General features: G+C 67.6%; 17 protein-coding genes. 11 read left to right on the top strand and 6 right to left on the bottom strand.

Annotation, left to right across the window (positions count from 1 at the left end):
* Positions 1-7: 7 nt before the first annotated feature.
* Positions 8-1105: an acyl-CoA dehydrogenase family protein gene (locus tag AWC02_RS02050; RefSeq protein WP_085126757.1), complete on the top strand. Its 1098-nt coding sequence runs from the start codon at positions 8-10 to the stop codon at positions 1103-1105.
* Positions 1106-1123: 18 nt separating this feature from the next.
* Here AWC02_RS02050 and AWC02_RS02045 read toward each other — a convergent pair whose 3' ends face one another.
* The gene (locus AWC02_RS02045) at positions 1124-1597 is read right to left on the bottom strand and encodes a nuclear transport factor 2 family protein (RefSeq protein ID WP_085126756.1); all 474 of its coding nucleotides are present in this window, start codon (positions 1595-1597) and stop codon (positions 1124-1126) included.
* Between the two features lie 29 nt (positions 1598-1626).
* Here AWC02_RS02045 and fadD17 point away from each other — a divergent pair, with 29 nt between their 5' ends.
* Positions 1627-3144, top strand: coding sequence for a long-chain-fatty-acid--CoA ligase FadD17 (fadD17, locus tag AWC02_RS02040; RefSeq protein ID WP_085126754.1), 1518 nt, complete (start codon positions 1627-1629; stop codon positions 3142-3144).
* A 38-nt stretch (positions 3145-3182) separates the two neighbouring features.
* Here fadD17 and AWC02_RS02035 read toward each other — a convergent pair whose 3' ends face one another.
* A complete protein-coding gene (locus AWC02_RS02035; protein ID WP_207567975.1) occupies positions 3183-3728 on the bottom strand; it encodes a TetR/AcrR family transcriptional regulator in 546 nt (181 codons plus the stop codon).
* A gap of 193 nt (positions 3729-3921) precedes the next feature.
* Between AWC02_RS02035 and AWC02_RS02030 the strand changes: the two genes are divergently transcribed.
* The 4 genes from AWC02_RS02030 (at position 3922) to AWC02_RS21065 (ending at position 7982) form a co-directional block, all read left to right on the top strand.
* Positions 3922-5136, top strand: a complete 1215-nt coding sequence (locus AWC02_RS02030) for a cytochrome P450 (protein ID WP_207567976.1) — start codon at positions 3922-3924, stop codon at positions 5134-5136.
* A gap of 205 nt (positions 5137-5341) precedes the next feature.
* A complete protein-coding gene (locus AWC02_RS02025; RefSeq protein ID WP_165757826.1) occupies positions 5342-5959 on the top strand; it encodes a lasso peptide biosynthesis B2 protein in 618 nt (205 codons plus the stop codon).
* The gene (locus AWC02_RS02020; protein WP_165757825.1) at positions 5959-7722 is read left to right on the top strand and encodes an asparagine synthase-related protein; all 1764 of its coding nucleotides are present in this window, start codon (positions 5959-5961) and stop codon (positions 7720-7722) included. Before AWC02_RS02025 ends, AWC02_RS02020 begins: the two co-directional genes overlap by 1 nt.
* A gap of 89 nt (positions 7723-7811) precedes the next feature.
* Positions 7812-7982 (top strand): lasso RiPP family leader peptide-containing protein, encoded by a 171-nt coding sequence (locus tag AWC02_RS21065; RefSeq protein WP_109560825.1) that lies wholly within the window; start codon positions 7812-7814, stop codon positions 7980-7982.
* Between the two features lie 19 nt (positions 7983-8001).
* On the opposite strand, the gene AWC02_RS02015 is transcribed toward AWC02_RS21065, so the two are convergent.
* Positions 8002-9879, bottom strand: coding sequence for an ABC transporter ATP-binding protein (locus AWC02_RS02015; RefSeq protein ID WP_085126746.1), 1878 nt, complete (start codon positions 9877-9879; stop codon positions 8002-8004).
* Positions 9880-10291: 412 nt separating this feature from the next.
* Between AWC02_RS02015 and AWC02_RS02010 the strand changes: the two genes are divergently transcribed.
* Entirely contained in the window at positions 10292-10927 is a 636-nt protein-coding gene (locus AWC02_RS02010; RefSeq protein WP_237160287.1) for a DUF3298 domain-containing protein, read from the top strand.
* Between the two features lie 10 nt (positions 10928-10937).
* On the opposite strand, the gene AWC02_RS02005 is transcribed toward AWC02_RS02010, so the two are convergent.
* The gene (locus AWC02_RS02005) at positions 10938-11372 is read right to left on the bottom strand and encodes a DUF6636 domain-containing protein (RefSeq protein ID WP_085126744.1); all 435 of its coding nucleotides are present in this window, start codon (positions 11370-11372) and stop codon (positions 10938-10940) included.
* A gap of 158 nt (positions 11373-11530) precedes the next feature.
* Here AWC02_RS02005 and AWC02_RS02000 point away from each other — a divergent pair, with 158 nt between their 5' ends.
* On the top strand, positions 11531-12319 hold the full coding sequence (locus AWC02_RS02000; protein ID WP_237160286.1) for a serine hydrolase: 789 nt from the start codon (positions 11531-11533) through the stop codon (positions 12317-12319).
* A 42-nt stretch (positions 12320-12361) separates the two neighbouring features.
* Positions 12362-13915, top strand: a complete 1554-nt coding sequence (locus tag AWC02_RS01995) for a succinic semialdehyde dehydrogenase (protein WP_085126742.1) — start codon at positions 12362-12364, stop codon at positions 13913-13915.
* 3 nt (positions 13916-13918) lie between these two features.
* On the opposite strand, the gene AWC02_RS01990 is transcribed toward AWC02_RS01995, so the two are convergent.
* Together AWC02_RS01990 and AWC02_RS01985 are read right to left on the bottom strand one after the other, a co-directional pair.
* On the bottom strand, positions 13919-15334 hold the full coding sequence (locus AWC02_RS01990; protein ID WP_085126740.1) for a WS/DGAT/MGAT family O-acyltransferase: 1416 nt from the start codon (positions 15332-15334) through the stop codon (positions 13919-13921).
* A gap of 65 nt (positions 15335-15399) precedes the next feature.
* Complete coding sequence (locus tag AWC02_RS01985; protein ID WP_085126738.1) at positions 15400-17052, bottom strand: acyl-CoA synthetase; 1653 nt, start codon at positions 17050-17052, stop codon at positions 15400-15402.
* A 69-nt stretch (positions 17053-17121) separates the two neighbouring features.
* Here AWC02_RS01985 and AWC02_RS01980 point away from each other — a divergent pair, with 69 nt between their 5' ends.
* The gene (locus AWC02_RS01980) at positions 17122-17922 is read left to right on the top strand and encodes a crotonase/enoyl-CoA hydratase family protein (RefSeq protein ID WP_085126737.1); all 801 of its coding nucleotides are present in this window, start codon (positions 17122-17124) and stop codon (positions 17920-17922) included.
* Positions 17922-18893 carry an NAD-dependent epimerase/dehydratase family protein gene (locus AWC02_RS01975; RefSeq protein WP_085126735.1) on the top strand — a complete coding sequence of 324 codons (972 nt, stop codon included), beginning with the start codon at positions 17922-17924 and terminating at the stop codon, positions 18891-18893. The genes AWC02_RS01980 and AWC02_RS01975 overlap by 1 nt, the downstream gene beginning before the upstream one ends.
* Positions 18894-18913 lie beyond the last annotated feature (20 nt).

Below are 18913 nucleotides of genomic sequence, written 5' to 3'. Positions count from 1 at the left end.
CGCACTCATGGACTTCACCACCACCGAAGCATCCGACGACCTCTCGGGGCTGGTCGCCACCATCGTCGACGCGGTGTGCACCCCGGAACACCAGCGCGCGCTGGACGCCCTGGAGCAACGCTTCGACACCGACCTGTGGCGCAAGCTCGTCGACGCCGACGTGCTGTCCAGCGCGGCCAGCGAGTCGCTGGGCGGCGGCGGGTTCGGTGTGCTGGAGCAGACGGCGATCCTGACCGCGCTCGGGCGTCAGCTGGCTGCCGTGCCGTACCTGGAGTCGGTGGTGCTGGCCGCCGGCACGCTGGCGAAGTTCGGCTCCGCCGAGCTGCAGCAGCAGTGGGGCGCTCCGGCTGTGGCCGGCCAGAAGATCCTCACCGCCGCACTCGACGGCGACATGGGCGAGGGCCCGGTCGCCGCGTCGGCGACTGACGGCGGATTCCGGTTGACCGGTACCCGCACCCAGGTCGGTTTCGCGCCCGTCGCCGACGCCTTCCTGGTGCCGGCCGAGACGGATTCCGGTACCGCGGTGTTCCTGGTGGCCGCCACCGATCCCGGTGTGACGATCACGCCGTTGGCCACCACCGGCCGCGGCAGCGTCGGGCACCTGGAGTTCGCGGGGGCGGAGCTGGCGGCCGAGCGCCGCGTCGGTGGCGCCGACGCGCTCGACCACCTGATCAGTCTCGCGGCGCTGGGTCACAGCGCCTACCAGCTCGGCGTGCTGGAGCGCGGATTGGCCCTGACGGCCCAATACGCCCGTGAGCGGGAGCAGTTCGACAAGCCCATCGGCAGCTTCCAGGCCGTCTCGCAGCGGCTGGCCGACGGCTACATCGACGTCAAGGGCCTGCGGCTGACTCTGACCCAGGCCTCCTGGCGCGTCAGCGAGGGACTGCCGGCGACCACCCAGGTGGCCACGGCCGCTTTCTGGGCGGCTGAGGCCGGGCACCGGGTGGCGCACAGCATCGTGCACATTCACGGCGGAGTCGGTATCGACACCGACCACCCGATCCACCGGTACTTTCTGGCGGCCAAGCAGACCGAGTTCGCGCTCGGCGGCACCACCGGTCAGCTGCTGGCGATCGGCCGCGAACTGGCCGAAACACCGGCGTAGTTGGCCGGGCCGGGCGCTTCAGCGGTTCAGCGCATCCCCGAACGTCACCTTGAACCCGGGAAGGTCCGACAGCGGAACGGTGGCGTCGTAGGTGCGCTGGTAACCGGTGGCGCTGATCTTCCAGCCGTCGGCGGTCCGGCGGTAGGTGTCGTGGTAGAACGCGGCGCCGATCAGCATCAGGTTGAAGTCGGGCACGATCACCCGGTCCTGCAGGTACCAGATGCCGGTGGCGGTGTCGGTTCCGGTGAGGGTGATCTCGGGGTGGTTGACCCGGTGCTCGCTGATCAGGTTGGCCGGCAGTGCGTTGCGCATGAACTCCACCAGCGATTCGCGGTCGGTGAAGGTGTGGTCGCTGCCCATCGACTTGCCGTAGTCGGCGGTGACGTCTTCGGTCAGCGTGGCCGCAAAGTCGTCCCAGTGCTTGGTGTCCAGTGCCCTCAGGTAGCGGTACTTGACGCCCTTGATGGCTTCTATGGCCTCGAAATCAGTCACCGCCCTATTGCAGCACTAATCTGACCCCCATGTCAGCACCGACCCTCCTCGGCGAGCAGCCCACCGTTACAGCTCTACTGGCGCCGTTGGCCGACGTGGACGACCGGGGCATCTTCTACCAGGACAGCTTCGTCAGCTGGCGCGATCACATTGCTGCCGGAGCCCGGCTGGGCGCCGCACTGCGGGCCCGCCTCGACCCGGAGAAACCGCCGCATGTCGGTGTGCTGCTGGGCAATACCCCTTTCTTCTCGACGGTGCTGGTGGCCGCCGCACTGACCGGCATCGTGCCGGTGGGCCTGAACCCCACCCGCAGAGGAGCGGCGCTGCAGCGCGATGTCGCCCACGCCGACTGTCAGCTGGTACTGGCCGACAAGACCGCCGGTGTCGAGGTGGCGGGCATGATCGATGTCGAATCACCAGGGTGGAACGCGGAATTGGCCGGCTATGACGGTGCTCCGGTGACCTTCCGCGACGTCGACGCCGACGAACTGTTCATGTTGATCTTCACCTCGGGCACCAGCGGCGACCCGAAGGCGGTGCGCTGCACCCAGTGGAAGGCGGCGTTTCCGGGGGTGATGCTGTCGCAACGATTCGGGCTGGGCACCTCCGATGTCTGCTATCTGTCCATGCCGCTGTTCCACTCCAACGCGGTGATGGCGGGTTGGTCGGTGGCGGTTGCCGCGGGCGCGTCGATCGCGTTGCGGCGCAAGTTCTCCGCCTCCGGGTTCATTCCCGACGTGCGCCGGTTCGGGGCCACCTACGCCAACTACGTGGGCAAGCCGCTGTCGTACGTGCTGGCAACGCCCGTGCAGTCCGACGACGCCGATAACCCCCTGCGCCTGCTCTACGGCAATGAGGGTGCGCCGCGGGACCTGGAGCGGTTCGCGGCCCGCTTCGGTTGCACGGTCGTCGACGCCTTCGGTTCCACCGAGGGCGGGGTGGCGATCGGGCGCACACCGGACACTCCGCCCGGCGCACTGGGCCCACTGATCGATGGGAACACCATCATCGATGTCGAAACCGGCCAGGAATGCCCGCCCGGCGTGGTCGGCGAGCTGGTGAACGCCAGTGGGCGCGGCCAGTTCCGGGGCTATTACCGCGATCCGGAGGCCGAGGCGCAACGGATGGCCGGCGGCATCTATCACTCCGGCGACCTGGCCTACCGCGACGAGGCCGGCTACGCCTACTTCGCCGGTCGGCTTGGCGACTGGATGCGGGTGGACGGGGAAAACCTGGGTACCGCGCCGATCGAACGGATCCTGTTGCGCCACAATGCTGTCGCCCAGGTCGCGGTATATCCGATCCCGGACCCCGCGGTAGGCGATCAAGTGATGGCGGCACTGGTGCTGGCCGAAGGGGCGTCGTTCGACGCCGACGAGTTCCGCGCTTTTCTCGCTGAGCAACCCGACCTGGGCCCCAAGCAGTGGCCGTCCTATGTGCGAGTGTCCGACGAACTGCCGCGCACCGAGACGTTCAAGGTGCTCAAACGGGTGTTGTCCGCCGAGGGTACCGGGTGCTCCGATCCGGTATTCCGGATCTGTCGGTAACCGCACCATTTCCGCCAAAGACGCTGGTGTACCGCCGATCAGTTGAAGGCCGGCGTGACGAATCGCCGCACCATCTGCTGTTCGGCGTGGCTGTCACCGATGGGCCATATCGCCAGTGACATGACCACCCGCACGATCCACTGGGCCGCCTGTGGATCGTCGGCGGCGATTCCGGTGAGGTCCACGGCGAGACGGCCCAGCACCGGCGACGCGGGCAGCTCGGTGAGATCACGGCCGTTGGTGACACCGACCATCATCTTGCGCACCGGGTCGGCGCGGATGTGTTCGAGGGCCACGGTGATCGCCTTGACCACGCGCTCCGGTCCGCTCAGGTCCTGCACGGCAGTTCGGACCGAATCGACGATGCGGGCCGCCAGGCGCAGGAGCACGGCGTCGCGGATCTGGGCTTTACCGCCGGCGTAGCGGTAGATGGTCGCCCGCGAGCAGTGCACCTGCTGGGCCAGCGCCTCGATGTCGAAGGCCTCCAGCCCGTCGCGCAGGACGAGTTCGGTGGCGGCTGCATAGATGCGGTCTGCGGCTGCCGCGCGTCGTTCGGCGCCCAAGAGCCAGTCATCTCGTGCCACGGTCCCGCCTCCCGATTCGCGTGTTCGCATCGTCTCAGGGTTGAGACATAATCAGACATTAATCTCAGCATTCGCGCTGGTGCATTCAGCGGCCTGAAACGGCACGCACCCGCCGCGGGTGATCGGCGAATCTCAACATTGGCTTCGATGGTTGACGCACCACGTGTGCACCGGTCAGCGTGACGAAGTGACGATGCGCGAAGGCCAGCTGGGCATGCTGTTGTTCGATGACAACTACGTGCAGGACCCGTACCCGCTCTACCGGCGCATGACCGAGAGCGCACCGGTTCATCGCATCGGCGACTCGGGTTTTTACGCGGTGTGCCGCTGGGATGCGGTGAACGAGGCCATTGCCCGGCCCGAGGACTTCTCCTCGAACCTGACCGCGACCATGACCTATCAGCCCGGCGGCGACGTCGGCACGTTTGCGATGGAGGGTCTGGGCGGCAAGGGCCATGTGCTGGCCACCGCCGACGAACCCGCCCACGCCATGCACCGCAAAGCGCTGCTTCCACAATTGGCGGCCAAGCGAATCAAAGCGTTCGAGCCGTTTATCGCCGAGACCGGCGAGCAGCTGTGGAACGCCCAGCTGAGCCAGGGGCGTATCGAGTGGATGGGCGCCATGGCGAATCGGCTCCCGATGATGATCGTGGGACGCATCATCGGCGTACCCGACTCCGACACCGACAAGCTGGTCCGCTGGGGGTACGCGGCGACCCAGGTGGTCGAGGGGCTGGTCAGCGAAGACCAGCTCACCGCGGCCGGCATGGCCGTGATGGAGCTGGCGGGCTACATCGCCGATCAGTTCCAACGGGCCGCCGCAGATCCTCAGGACAATCTGCTGGGCGACCTGGCCATGGCCTGCGCGCGCGGCGAGCTCGAGGACCTGACCGCGCTGACCATGATGATCATCTTGTTCAGCGCCGGCGGCGAATCAACGGCGTCCCTGATCGGCTCTGCGGCGTGGATTCTGGCCACGCACCAAGACGTCCAGCGCCAGCTGCGCCGGCAGCCGGAGCTGCTCGGTGCATTCCTCGAGGAAGTGCTGCGATACGAGCCCCCGTTTCGGGGTCACTATCGGCACGTGGTCAACGACACCGAACTATGCGGCGTGCGGCTTCCCGCCGATTCGCGCCTGCTGTTGCTGTGGGGTGCGGCGAACCGCGATCCGGCCCACTTCGACGATCCCGACCAATTCAGGCTGGACCGTCCGGGCGGGAAGATGCACATCACCTTCGGGAAGGGCATCCACTTTTGCGTGGGTGCCGCCCTCGCGCGATTGGAAGCGCAGATCGTCATCGGCCAACTGCTCGCGAACACCACCGAACTGCGCGCTGCCGATGTGGGCAGATGGTTGCCGAGCCTGCTGGTCCGGCGGCTGGAGAGCCTGCAGCTGGTCTGCGATTGACGTCCCGCAGCGACGGGGTTTGCGGTTTCTGCCGCGATTTCGGAAATGTGGGCGTATAACTGCACTATTGGGCGCGCCTCACGTCGCCTTCTTGGCCCAGCAACCTCGACAATCACCCGACACCGTGCAAAATCTTGGACCCAGGTCACTGCCCCAGCTGTTCTGCGCGCCCACCCTGCGGTGCGCCGAGGTAGCCGGCCGGCTGGTGCTGCTTGACCTGTCTGCCGGCCGCTATGACGTGGTCGATGAGATCGGCACGGCAATGTGGGCGCAGCTGGCCCGGCCGCCGAAGGAGCGCGATATCGCGGGCCTGGCCGGCGAATACGGGGTTCCGGCGGCTGCCGTGGAGGCCGACATCGCCGAGTTCGCCGCCGCACAGGTGGCCGCGGGCCGGCTGGTCCGGACACCACAGCCCGACACCCCGCGTGCCGTCCGCGCCCCGCGGCGGCGGCCGACGCTCGTGCGCGCCTTGCGGGAACGAGCAAGTGCAGACCGCGCCCTGCGACGGGGTTTCGCCGCCGCCTACCGCGAGCGCACCCAGCCGATCGCCGACACCACGGAGCCACGGGCAGAGCTGCGGCTGGTGACACAGCGCTTTCGCACCGCCGAGGGCATCTATCCCGCCCGCCAAGCGCCACTGGACTGTCTGCCGCGTTCCCTGGCCCTGACCCGCTTCCTCCGGACGGCCGGGTGGCCGGCTCAGCACGTGATAGGAGTTGCGCTTTACCCGTTCGAAGCCCATGCATGGGTGGAGTTGGACGGCGTCGCGCTCAACGAGAGTGCTGCTGTCCTGCAGCGCTTCACCGTGATCCAGCAGGCCTGATGCCGGCCGAACTTCAGGGGTTTCTGGTATCGCTGCCCACCGACGCGCAGGCCCCGACCCAGGGTTGGCCGGAGCATGAGGTCGTCGGCGACACCGCCGTCTGGTTCCACGGCTACCTGGCGCATCCCGGCCCGCTGCGCACCGAGCTGAACCTGCCCACATCGGCCTCGCCGGGCCGGATCGTGGAAGCCGGGATTCGGCGATGGCGGGCCGATGCCGTCGAGCACCTCATCGGCGAGTACGCGGCTGTGGTCGTGAGCGCCTCCGATGCCGTGCTGATCGGCGACCGGATGGGCCTGCGGCCGCTCTACTACGCCGCCCGCCCGAGTTCGACCGTGGTGTCGACGGACCTGGGAGCGCTAGTCCGTGAGACCGGAGCCTGGCGCGAACTGGACGAAGAATATCTGGCCGACATGTTCAGCACGGGCATGCACCTGGGCCCGCGGACCCCCTACCGCGGCATACGACGGCTGGAAATGGGCCAATTCGCCACCTGCCAGACGGGCCGTCCCCGGCTGCGCGGGGGCTGGCGGCCGTCGGCGGAACCGCTCCGGGAGACCTTCGACGGTCACCAGGAGCTCCTGCGCGACACCGTCAAGCGCGCCGTCGCAGCGGCGTTGTCGTCCGATGGCGCCCAGGCGGTCGAGTTGTCGGGCGGCCTGGACACCTCGACGGTCTTGGCCGCCGCCACTGCTGTGGCGCCGATCCATGCGCTGAGCTTCGTTCATCCCGGTCACCCGGGCAGCGACGAGTCGTCGTGGGTTCGCGCGGCTCTGGAAGCCACACCGGTGTCGTGGCATCCCATTGACGCCACCGAGCACGCCACCTTCGCCGCGGGACCCGACCTGGGCGTCTTCCTGCCCGCACCGACCCGGCGGATTCTCAACTGGGCGCCCAGCGCCGCCGAAGAGACCGTCGCGCAGGAGCTGGGCGTATCGACCCTGTTGACCGGGGAAGGCGGCGATGCGGTGTTCTTCGCGGGTCTGCTGCCCTGGTACCTGGCCGACCTGCTGCGCGCCGGACGGCTGGCAGCGCTGCGGCGCGAGGCGCTGCGGTGGAGTGCCGAGTCCGAACTGGGCCGTTCCGCCGGGTTCTGGGTGCGACGTGCGGCCGTCGAGGGCCGGCGCCGATGGCGAAGCGGACGAACCCTGGCGCTGCAACCGTCGGCGCGCATCGCCGATGCGGCACCGTGGTTACGCCGGGAGTACGTCGACGGCCATCATCTGCAAGGCCGCACCCAGGTCACCACGACCATGCGGGCGCCGACGGTTCACGGCCAGGCCGTTGTCGAGAACGTGCTGCGCGGCGTGGAATTCGCCCGAAGCCGCCACATCTTTCCGCCGGCCACGTTCGACCTGCGGCATCCGTTGCTGACGCCGCCGTTGGTCGACTTGGCGATGACCACCCCGTGGGACATCGCGGTGGATCCCCGGGTCGACCGAGCAGTGCAGCGATACGCCTTCGCGGGACTGGTCAGCGAGAAGGTCCTTCGGCGACGGTCCAAGCCGATCGCCGACGAGGCCATGCTGCACGGCTTCGAGCGCAACTCCCGATGGCGCGAGTACCTGGGCGAACGCCCGCAGCTGGTGGACCGCGGCTACGCCGACGCCGATGCGTGGACTGATGCGCTGCGCGCCGCGGGCCGGATCGGCGCCGTCGCCCAGTTCTACACCGCGATCCAGATCGAGGTCTGGCTGCGCCACCTGCATCACGTGGGCGCTCCGCGACTGCTGACCGGACCGTCCGCGGCGCCCACGCACTGATTCTGCCAAACACCTGGTCGCCATCCTTGGCAACAAGTACATTTTTGTAACCAGGTCAGCGATCCACCGATCATGGAGGTCTTAGAAGGATGCGCAGCTATTCGCCCCCGCAGGTCGTGCACGTAGGCGACGTCCGCGCCACCACCCAGGGCAGCGGGAACTACCTCTCCGACAGCAGCACGGGCTACGGCTACATGGGCTGGTACAACCGCCACTGCGACACTCCCGAGACGGCGGCACCGCTGCCCCCGCGCGCCTGAGCGCCTAACCGGCGTACGGTCACTCGACAACAGCGCCCTGCAAGGCGGCGGAGCCGTCGGTCTGCGCAGGACCACCCGATTGCGCGGAGTCGTTGTCGGCTTCGTAGAGCTGCTTGTACAGACCCCCGCGATCCAGCAAGTCCGCATGAGTGCCCTGCTCCACGGCCCTGCCGTGGTTCAGCACGATGATCCGGTCTGCCACGGCCGCAATGAAATCCATGTCGTGGCTGACCACCAGGCAGGTCCGGGATTGGGCGTATTCCCGGATCACCGCGGTCACGCGGGCCCGCTGATCGGCATCCAGGTTCTCCGTCGGCTCGTCGAGCAGCAGCACCTGCGGCCGGCGAAGCAGGCACCGGGCGAATGCGATCAGCCGCTTCTGTCCCCCCGACGGCACCTCGAGGTCCACGACGGTGTCGTAGCCGTCACGCACCTTGGCCGGATCGACGATCACCGCATGGACGTGGGCCAGTCTGCAGGCCTCTTCGACGTCGCTGTCGGTGGCGTCGTGTCTGCCCAGCCGCACGTTCTCTCGAATCGTGTCCTTCAGGTAGAACGGGAACTGCGCGAGCTTGGATACCTGTTCCCGCAGCGAGTGCAACGTCACCGCACTGATATCGTTGCCGTCCAACAGGATCCGTCCACGCTGGGGCTCCAGGAACCGCAGCATCAGATTGAAGACGGTCGACTTGCCGGACCCGATCGGACCCACCAGCGCGACCGTCTCCCCTGCTTCAACCGAGAAGGACAGGCCGTCGAGAACCTTCTGTTGCGGCGAATAACTGAACGACACGTCGTCGAATACCAGGTTTCCGCGGACCGCGGGCAGTGCCGCGGCATCCGGTCGATCGCGCACCGTCGGTTCGGTGTCGAGTAGTTCGTACGTCGATGCGACGTGGGGCAGGATCGACTTATACGTCGTGTACGCCAGCACCATTCGCTGCACGGCCGCAAACATCGTCGGCACATAGGCGATGAACACCACCAGGCCGGCAAAGCTCAGACCGAACCGGTCGCCCCACGCGATCCCGCTGAGCAACACCAAGACCGTGCTCAGCGCGATGAAGACCTGGACGCCATGGGTGGACGCCTGCATCCAGATCCGCATCCACGCCATGTTCTTCGTCGCCGCCATCGAGGACTCGCGGAACAGTTCGCTGCGCCGGCTCCCCGCGTTGAAAACCTGGATATCGGCGATCCCACTGGTGGTCTCGGCGAGTTCACTGCCCATCGACCGATTCGCCAGCATCGCGCGCTGCGTGGCCGCCTGGAGGCCTCTGCCGGCGAAGCGCAGCGCCACCAGCGCCAGCGGTGTCAACACCAGCGCCACGATCGTCATCGGCCAGGACAGCGCCAGCAGATAGCACAGTGCGACGACCAACACCACGGCGTCCACCGCCGGCGGGACAACGCATTCGGTCAACAGCCGCTGCACGCACGGCGCCTCCAGCTGTACCCGCTGGATCAACGCACCGCTGCGCGCACCGATGAAGAAATCCAGCGACAGCGACTGAATATGGTCGTGCACCCGCTGCAGGATCGCGGTCAGCAGCTTTCGCTCGACGTGTGCGCCTATCCAGGCATTGGCGAAGCTCAGAGCCTGCGCTGCCACCAGCGAAATCGACCAGATGGCCAGCAATGTCGCGAAGGTCATCGGTGTCGCCAGCCACCCGATCAGGCCCGCACCGCCGCCCTCGCGGCTCAGCAGGGAGCCATGCGAACCCCACACCTCGGCGAGGCCCCCGCTCATGCCCGCAGCCGCGACCGCCTGCATCAGCGGTCCGAAGGCCGCGTTCGCGACGAACGGCAGCGCCGTGACGCACAGTCCCAGCAGCGCGCAGAGCAGCACCGAGCCGCGCACTGCATCCAGCATCGCCAGACTGCGGCGAACGTACATCGATGTGCTCCTGGTTCACGGCGTTGCGGGGGTGGTCGACCGGCTCGATGACACCCACGATGACAGACCCACGGCCGCACCGGCATGAGATCCGTCCGATATGGATTCGCGGCCGGGAACTTCCGCTGCTTGGCGACAATCTCCGGCGCCAAACAGCGCATCCGACCACGACGAAGGTGCGATGATCTGCTGGTGGCGCTCACAATCGGAGAAGATCGGGCAGCTGATGGGTAGGACAAGGCTGGCATCGGCCGCCGTGATCGTCCTGGCGACCTCCGCCCTGATCGCGTCGTGTACCGCCGAAACGCGCTCGGCACCAACACAACCGACGCCGACCCGGACTACCTCCGCGCCGTCGGAAGCGCCGGAGGCATCGGAGGCGTCCCTGCCGTCGGCCACGCCGGATGCACAGGTGTCCAACGGTAGGAGCTACGCCGTCACCGCCACCGTGATCGAGGGCGCCACCCCAGGCGGCGACGGGCACTGGCACGCTGAAGTGGGCCAGGTGTCCGAAGGCGATCCGCTGGTGGCCCAGGCTTTCAACAAAGCCGGTGAAGCGTCAGCCCGCGACCAGATCGACCAGGTGCGCCGTGATGCCGGCACCGGCGCATCATCATGGACCTTCGAAGTGACGCCGACGCTGACGTTTCGGCCCACGGCGATTGCGCAACTTCTCACCGGTGTCTACTACGCACAAGGCGCAGCACACCCGAGCAACTATGTGAGCACGGTGGTGATCGACAGTCGCACGGCCAAACCGATCACGCTCACAGACCTGTTCGCCGATGAGCAAGCCGGCCTCGAGCGACTTTCACAGCAGACCAAACAGATTTGGCCGGACGTCTATGGCGATGGCACCCCGATGGCCGACGAACCCGGCAACCGACCGGTCGCCGCGAACTTCGCGAACTGGATTCCGACCGAGCAGGGTATGGAACTGCATTTCGCCGACTACCAGTTCGCACACGGGCTGCCGGTGATCACGGTGCCGTGGTCGGCACTGACCGATGTGCTGGCACCGGAGATGGCGGTGTTGGCGCAGCGGTGAACGACCCTGCTCAGAAGAGTTCGTAAGACTCGCGGCTGATGATGAAGCCGTGGTCGTCCCGGTTCTCGCACCGGATACCGGACGTCTCGCTGGTGCACAGATGGGTGGTCGTACTGTCACGTTCGCCGTATTTGAGGGTTCTCGCGTCCCCGCCGAACGTGGTGTCTCCGGCACAGACGAACTGCGCCTTACCGTAGGCGTCGAGCTGAATGCCCTGCCCGTATCCGGTCTGGCTCGGACAGTCCGACGGCCGCGGCGGTGGTGACCAATCGCGATCCTGGATGTCGCACCGGACCCAGTCAGGGCCTACCGCGCACGCGATGTTTCCACTCGGAGATACGACGAAGTAGATATCCGGCTGCGCGGCGGCCACGGGAGCGCCGATGATTCCGACTGAGGCCATTACCGCCGCTGCGCTCGCCACGACGCCCACTGGATATCCCATAGGCGAAACGATAGGTGAGAAGAGAAAAAAGTGCGGATTTTCGACGGATTTTTCACCTCTGCGGCCTTGCTCACGTGTGGCAGGCGGGCACCGCGCCGACCCGCCGACCCACCGCTGGGCACCGCCGTTTCGGTCGATCGGCAGGCAATACTGATCCAATGCTTGCCGCTCGCCGAATACTCGTCGCGGTCCTGGCCGCGCTGGCGCCGCTGATCCTGCCCGCCCCCGCCTCCGCGGAGCCCTTGCAGGCATCGTTCGCGCAGCTGGCCAACACCATCCCGGGCAACGTCGGCATCGCCTATGCCCCGGTCGGCCAGAACGGCGTCGTCACGCTCGGTTCGCTGCAGAGCGGCGTCGCCTGGTCGACCATCAAGGTTCCGCTGGCGATCGCGGCGATCCACGCCAACCGCCCCAACGCCCAGGAACTGGCGGCCAAGGCGGTCACCGCATCGGACAACGACGCCGCCGAACAGCTGTGGTCCTCCCTGGGGCCCGCACCCCAGGCCGCCCAACAGGTGCAGGCCGTGCTGCGGGCCGGCGGCGACACCGGCACCGCCGTCGAGTCCCGGCGACTGCGTCCTGAATTCAGCGCCTTCGGCCAGACCCAGTGGCCGCTGGCCCGCCAAGCGGTGTTCGCCGCCCATCTGCCCTGCATGCCCGCCGCCGCACCCGTCTACGGCTTGATGCGCAACACGGTGACCGACCAGCGCTGGGGGTTGGCCGGCATCGGCGCCCCGACCAAGGGCGGCTGGGGCCCGGGCCAGGGCGGCGGGTATCTGGTGCGCCAGTTCGGCATCGTCGGCACACCGCGCGGTGATCTGGCGGTGGCGCTGGCCGCTGAGCCGAAAGACGGCAGCTTCGGATCGGGGGTCGCGGCACTCAACCAGCTGACCCAGTGGCTGAGTGCTCATGCCGCCGAGCTACCGGGTGGCCGCTGCGCGGGGTAGGTTGGCCGCTAACCACGTGTTACCCGCGAGTAGGAGACACCCATGCCCGCCCCGTCCGCCGCAGAGTTCGACCGGCTGCGTCAGCTGGCCGCCATCGACGACATCGACGCGCGGCAGTCGAAGACCATCGACGAGGTCTTCACCGGTCAGCCGCTGACCACCATCCCGGTCGGCAACGCCGAGGATGTGGCGGCCGCATTCGTCAAGGCCCGCGGAGCCCAGCGCGTCTGGGCGGCGCGCCCGGTCAAGGAGCGCTGCGCCATCATCGAGCGCTACCGCGACCTGGTGATCGCCAACCGGAACTTCCTGATGGACGTCTGCCAGGCCGAGACCGGCAAGGCACGTTCGGCGGCGCAGGAGGAGATCCTCGACATCATGCTCAACGCGCGTTACTACGCGCGTCAGGCCGCCAAACTGCTGGCCTCCAAGCGGGTCCCCGGGCTGTTGCCCGGCATCGTCAAGACCGTCATCAACCACCACCCGAAGGGTGTCGTGGGCGTCATCGCCCCCTGGAACTATCCGATGACACTGTCGATTTCGGACGCCATCCCCGCGCTGCTGGCCGGCAACGCCGTCGTGATCAAACCCGACAGCCAGACCCCGTACTGCACCCTGGCCAACGCCGAACTGCTGTATCAGGCCGGTCTGCCCCGCGACTTGCTCGCAGTGGTGCCCGGCCCGGGCTCGGTGGTCGGCACGGCGATCGTGCAGCAGTGCGACTACCTGATGTTCACCGGTTCCAGCGCCACCGGCCGGACCCTGGCCGAACAGTGCGGCGCCCGACTGATCGGCTTCTCCGCCGAACTGGGCGGCAAGAACCCGATGATCGTCACCAAGGGCGCCAACCTGTCCGAGGTCGCCAAGGCCGCCACCCGCGCCTGCTTCTCCAACGCCGGGCAGTTGTGCATCTCGATCGAGCGGATCTACGTCGAACGGGAGGTGGCCGACGAGTTCGCCGCCAAGTTCGCCGAGCAGGTACGCGCCATGAAGCTCTCGGCCACCTATGACTTCAACGCCGACATGGGCAGCCTGATCTCCGAAGACCAGGTCAAGACCATCTCCAACCACGTCGACGACGCCAAGGTCAAGGGCGCCAAAGTGATCGCCGGCGGCAAGGCCCGCCCCGACATCGGCCCGCTGTTCTACGAGCCGACGGTGCTGACCGACGTCACCGACGAGATGGAGTGCGCCCGCAACGAGACGTTCGGCCCGGTGGTCTCCATCTACCCCGTCGCCGACGTCGAAGAGGCCATCGCGAAGGCCAACGACACCGAGTACGGGCTGAACGCCAGCGTGTGGGCCGCGAGCAAGTCCCAAGGGGAGGCGATCGCCGCGCGCATCAAGTCCGGCACGGTCAACGTCGACGAGGGCTACGCGCTGGCCTTCGGCAGCGTCGCCGCCCCCATGGGCGGCATGAAGGCCTCCGGGGTGGGCCGCCGCCACGGTGCCGACGGAATCCTCAAGTACACCGAGTCGCAGACCGTCTCCACCGCCCGCGTCCTGAATCTGGACCCGCCGCCGGGGATCTCCGGGCCGGTGTGGCAGAAGCTGCTGACCCCGATGATCCGGGTGATTCAGGCGCTACCGGGCCGGTAGCGCTCAGCGCCGGCCGGTCCGGTTCTTGCCCCGGTCGATGTCGCGCTCCAACTCGGCCAGCGCGGGCTCGATGGCGTCGGCCATCTTGTGGATGTCCTCGGCGACTTCCGGCGTGGTCACGAATCCGAAGTCGAGGTGATTCCGGTACGAGAAGCAGGTGATGTTCAGGGCGACGTCCATCACCGGCGGACCCAGCGGGACCAGTGACTCCAGTTCGGCCCCGGCCATGTAGATCGGAACCGGCGGTCCCGGAACGTTGGAGACCACCAGGTTGATCGGGGCCAGCCGATTCGACAGTCCGGTCGCGGTGTAGGCGCGCGCGGCGAGTTGCAGCAGCCCGGGCGGCGTGGTGTCGGTCAGCCCCATGATCTGGTGGGCCGACAGCGCCTTGGCCATCTGCTTGGCACTCTGGGTGTTGGCGTGAATGGTCTTGAGCCGCTGCGCCGCTCCCTCGATGTCGGTCGCCATCGACACCGTCATCGAACTGACCTTGTTGCCGACCTCCCCCTGGCTCTCCTCGTTACGGGTCGACACCGGGATCTGGGCCACCAGCGGCTTGTCGGGCAGCTCACCGCGCTCGCCCAGGTACTGGCGGACGGCACCGGCCACGATGGCCAGCACGACATCGTTGAGCTTCACCCCGTAGGCGTCCTTGACGGCCTTGATCCGGGCAAGCTCGATGCGGGCGGCACTGATCCGCCGTTGCGGCCCGACGCTGGCGTTGAACCGGGTCACCGGGGCGTCGAAATACCGTGGGGGTTTGCGGGGCAGCCCCAGCCCCACGGTGGCGATCTGCTGGCGGACGGTTTGCTGCACCAGTCGGCCGATCCGGTACGGCGTCATCACCGCGACGTTGACCAGCTCCTCCACCACCCGGCGCTCGTAGCGGGGCATGGCGGCCCCGTTCGACTTGCCGTGCGTCGCCGGCTCCGGCGGTCGCGGTTCCGGCGTGACATCCAGCATGATCTCGAACAGTCCTGCGCCCGAGACACCGTCGACGATCGCATGATGCATCTTGGTCAGGGTCGCCACGCGGCCGCCGTTGACGCCCTCGATCACCCACATCTCCCACAGTGGGCGCGATCGATCCAGCTTGTAGGACATCAGCCGCCCCACGAGCTCTTCGACCTCGCGCCGGCCGCCCGGCGCGGGAACGCCGATGCGTCGCAGGTGGAAGTCGATGTCGAGTTCGTCGTCCTCGACGAACCACGGCCGGTCCAGACCCAGCGGGGCGGGACTGACCTTCCAGCGCAGCTGCGGTAGCTGCGGCAGCCGCTCGATCAACAGCTCGCGGACGCGCTCGAAACTGTAGTTCGGCGCATTGGTGGTGTCACAGATCGCGAGTCCACCGATGTGCATGTGCCAGCCCGCCGTTTCGGCAGACCAGAACGCGGCGTCCACGCCCGAAAGTCGCTGCATCGAAAGAGACTAGCTCGGACACCGCCTCGCCGGGGGCGGCTCCCCGGCAAAAGGTGTCGGCGAATCTAGTTGTCGACCGTCACGTGCTTGGCGTGCACCTCGTCAGCCGGCCGGGCCTCGGTCTGCTCCTTGGCCCAGCGGTAGTCCGGCTTGCCCGCCGGGGAGCGCTTGACCTCGTCGACGAACCACAGACTGCGGGGCACCTTGTAGCCGGCGATCTCGGTACGCGCGCAGGTGTTGATCTCCTCCAGCGTGGGCCGGGCGTCGCCGCGGGCCTGCACCACCGCGGCGACATGCTGGCCGTAGCGGGCGTCGGGCACCCCGACCACCAGCGCGTCGAAGACGTCCGGGTGGGTCTTGAGAGCGGCCTCGACCTCTTCGGGGTAGATCTTCTCCCCGCCGGAGTTGATCGACACCGAGCCGCGGCCCAGCATGGTCACGCTGCCGTCGGCCTCGACCTGCGCGAAGTCGCCGGGGATCGCATACCGCACGCCGTTGATGGTGCGGAAGGTCTCGGCGGTCTTCTGCTCGTCCTTGTAGTAACCGACCGGGATGTGCCCACGCTTGGCGATGATGCCCCGCACGCCGGAACCGGGCTGGACTTCGTTGCCGTCTTCGTCGAGCACCACGGTGTTCTTGTCGATGGTGACCCGGGGGCCGCCGGTGTGCGCTTCGCCCTTGGCGACGATGCTGGTGCCGCCGAAACCGGTCTCCGAGGACCCGATGGAGTCGGTGATGATCCGGTTGGGCAGCAGCTCCAGCAGGCGTTCCTTGATGCTCGGGCTGAACAGCGCCGCGGTGGAGGCCAGCAGAAACAGCGACGACAAGTCGTACTCGTTGCCGGCGTCCTGGTGGGCCAACAGGGCATCCAGCAGCGGACGCGCCATCGCGTCCCCGGTGAAGAACAGCAGGTTGACCTTGTGCTCGTGGATGGTGCGCCATACCGTGTCGGCGTCGAATTCCGGTGCCAGCACCACAGTTTGGCCGCTGAACAGCGACATCCAGGTGGCCGACTGGGTCGCGCCGTGGATCATCGGCGGGATCGGGTGACGGACCATCGGCGGGTTGGCGGCGGCCTGCTTGGCCAAGTCGTACTCGTCGGCGATCGGCTCGCCGGTGGCGAAGTCGGTGCCACCGAACAACACGCGGTAGATGTCCTCGTGGCGCCACATCACGCCCTTGGGGAACCCGGTGGTACCACCGGTGTAGAGCAGGTAGATGTCGTCTTCGCTGCGCGGGCCGAAGTCACGCTCGGGCGAGCTCTGCGCCAGCGCCGCCTCGAACTCCACCCCGCCGTAGCGCTGGTAGTCCAGGTCGGAGCCGTCCTCGACCACCAGGATGGTCTTGACCTTCGGGGTGTCGGGCAGCACGTTGGCGACCCGATCGGCGTACTGACGCTCATGCACCAGGGCAACCATGTCCGAGTTGTCGAACAGGTAGCGCAGCTCGCCCTCGACGTAACGGAAGTTGATGTTGACCAGGATGGCGCCGGCCTTGATGATGCCGAGCATCGCCACGACGATCTCGTTGCGGTTGCGGCAGTACAGGCCGACCTTGTCGTCCTTCTTGACGCCTTGCTCGATCAGGTAATGGGCCAGCCGGTTGGCCTTCTCCTCTAGCTGCGCATAGGTCAGCTGTTCGGTCCCACAGATCAGGGCGACCCGATCGGGGACAGCGTCGATGGCGTGTTCGGCTAAGTCGGCGATGTTGAGAGCCACAACACACAAACTAGAACGTGTTACATTTCGATTTCAAGTCGAGGATCCAACCCGGAAAGGCGGACGCCGGTGAGCGAGTCGTCAGAGCAGCCCCACGCCCTGCTTGAACAGCGCGGACACACCCTGATCGTCACGCTGAACCGGCCGGAGGCGCGCAACGCACTGTCCGGCGAAATGCTGGCGATCATGGTCGAGGCGTGGGACCGGGTGGACAACGACGACGAGATCCGCTCATGCATCCTGACCGGCGCCGGCGGCTACTTCTGCGCGGGAATGGACCTCAAGGCGGCCAACAAGAAGGCGCCGGGCGACTCGTTCAAAGACGGCAGCTATGACCCGTCGCGGATCGACGGGCTGCTCAAGGGCCGCCGTCTGACCAAGCCGCTGATCGCCGCGGTGGAGGGTCCGGCTATCGCCGGCGGCACCGAGATCCTGCAGGGCACCGACATCCGCATCGCCGGCGAAAGCGCCAAGTTCGGCATCTCCGAGGCCAAGTGGAGCCTGTACCCGATGGGTGGCTCGGCGGTGCGACTGGTTCGCCAGATTCCCTACACCATGGCTTGCGACCTGCTGTTCACCGGTCGCCACATCACCGCGGCCGAGGCCCTGGAGATGGGGTTGATCGGCCACGTGGTGCCCGACGGGCAGGCCCTGACCAAGGCCCTGGAGATCGCCGAGCAGATCAACAACAACGGGCCGCTTGCCGTGCAGGCGATGCTGCGCACCATCCACGAGACCGAGGGCATGCACGAGAACGACGCCTTCAAGATCGACACGAAGATCGGCATCAAGGTGTTCTTGAGCGAGGACGCCAAGGAAGGCCCGCGGGCTTTCGCCGAGAAGCGCAAGCCGCAGTTCAAGAACCGCTGATGCAGGTCGCGGTCACCGGAGGCACCGGCTATCTCGGCGCCCACACCGTCAAGACGCTGTTGGAAGCCGGACATTCGGTACGGCTTTTGGTCGCGCCCGGCTGCGGCGCCGAGCCCGTCATCCCCCGGCTGCGTGAGCTGGGCGCCCTGGAGGTGCTCGACGGCGACATCCGCGACACCGGGGTGGTGGCGGCGCTGCTCGACGGCTGCGACTCGGTCCTGCATGCCGCCGGGGTGGTCGGCACCAACGACCGCCAGGAAAAGCTGATGTGGGACATCAACGCCTACGCCACCGAGTCGATCCTGACCCGTGCGGTGGCCGCGGGCCTGGACCCGGTGGTGTCGGTCAGCTCCTACAGCGCGCTGTTCCCGCCGCCGAACGGAATCATCGGCCCGGACTCGCCCACCGTGCCCGGCCGCAGCGCCTACGCCCGCACCAAGGCCTACGGCGAGCGGGTGGCCCGCCGGCTGCAGGACGAGGGCGCGCCGGTCGTGGTCACCTACCCCTCCAGCGTGGTCGGCCCGGCGTTTCACACCGCGCCCGGCGTCACCGAACGCGGCTGGGCGCCGATCGTGAAGTACCGGGTGGCACCGGTGGTGCGCGGCGGCATGGCGATGGTCGATGTCCGCGACATCGGTCTGGTGCACGAGGCGCTGATGCGGCCCGGCCGCGGTCCGCACCGCTACCTGTGCGGCGGGATCATGGTCACCTTCGACGAGATGATCAGCGCCGTCGAGCGGGGCCTGGGCAAGCCGGTGCGGCGATTCCCTATTGCGCCCAGCATTTTCAAGGGCATCGGCCGGGTCAGCGACCTGGCCAGCAAGCTGCTGCCGCTGCCCGAGTCGCTGAGCTACGAGGCGGCCTGGCTGCTCACGTCGGCCACCCCGACTGACGACTCGGCCACGCTGGCCGATCTGGGCGTGACGTGGCGGTCGCCGACCGAGGCGATCGTCGCGTCGCTGCAGGCGTAGCGCCGCCTGCTCACGCCCCG

Origin of the sequence: Mycolicibacter engbaekii, assembly GCF_002101585.1 — a bacterium.
GTDB classification, from domain to species: Bacteria; Actinomycetota; Actinomycetes; order Mycobacteriales; family Mycobacteriaceae; genus Mycobacterium; species Mycobacterium engbaekii.
This window is presented reverse-complemented; position numbering and strand designations above follow the sequence as displayed.